The 228-nt window shown below is 71.1% G+C and carries 1 pseudogene; it reads right to left on the minus strand.

Annotated features, from left to right (window positions below):
* Positions 1 to 228 (minus strand): annotated as a pseudogene (locus KVT39_RS37720) (sensor histidine kinase); the annotation flags it as partial.

A 228-nucleotide genomic window follows, 5' to 3' on the forward strand; every position in this document is an offset into this window, starting at 1 on the left:
CAGGCGGTGTACCAACCCGTTGATCGAGCCGATGATCGCGCCGATCTCGCCCGGCGTGTGGACGGCCACCGGCCGCAGGCCGGCCGGGTCGCGCGCGGCGATGATGGTGCCGATCTGCGCGAGCGGGCGCAGGCCGCGCCGGATCGCGAGGCCGCACGCGCCGATCGCGAGCACGCTCAACAGCAGGATCAGCGTCCACACCTTGATGCTCATGTCGTTCGTGAGCTG

The organism is Burkholderia sp. GbtcB21 (assembly GCF_019091065.1).
Lineage (GTDB): Bacteria > Pseudomonadota > Gammaproteobacteria > Burkholderiales > Burkholderiaceae > Burkholderia > Burkholderia pyrrocinia_C.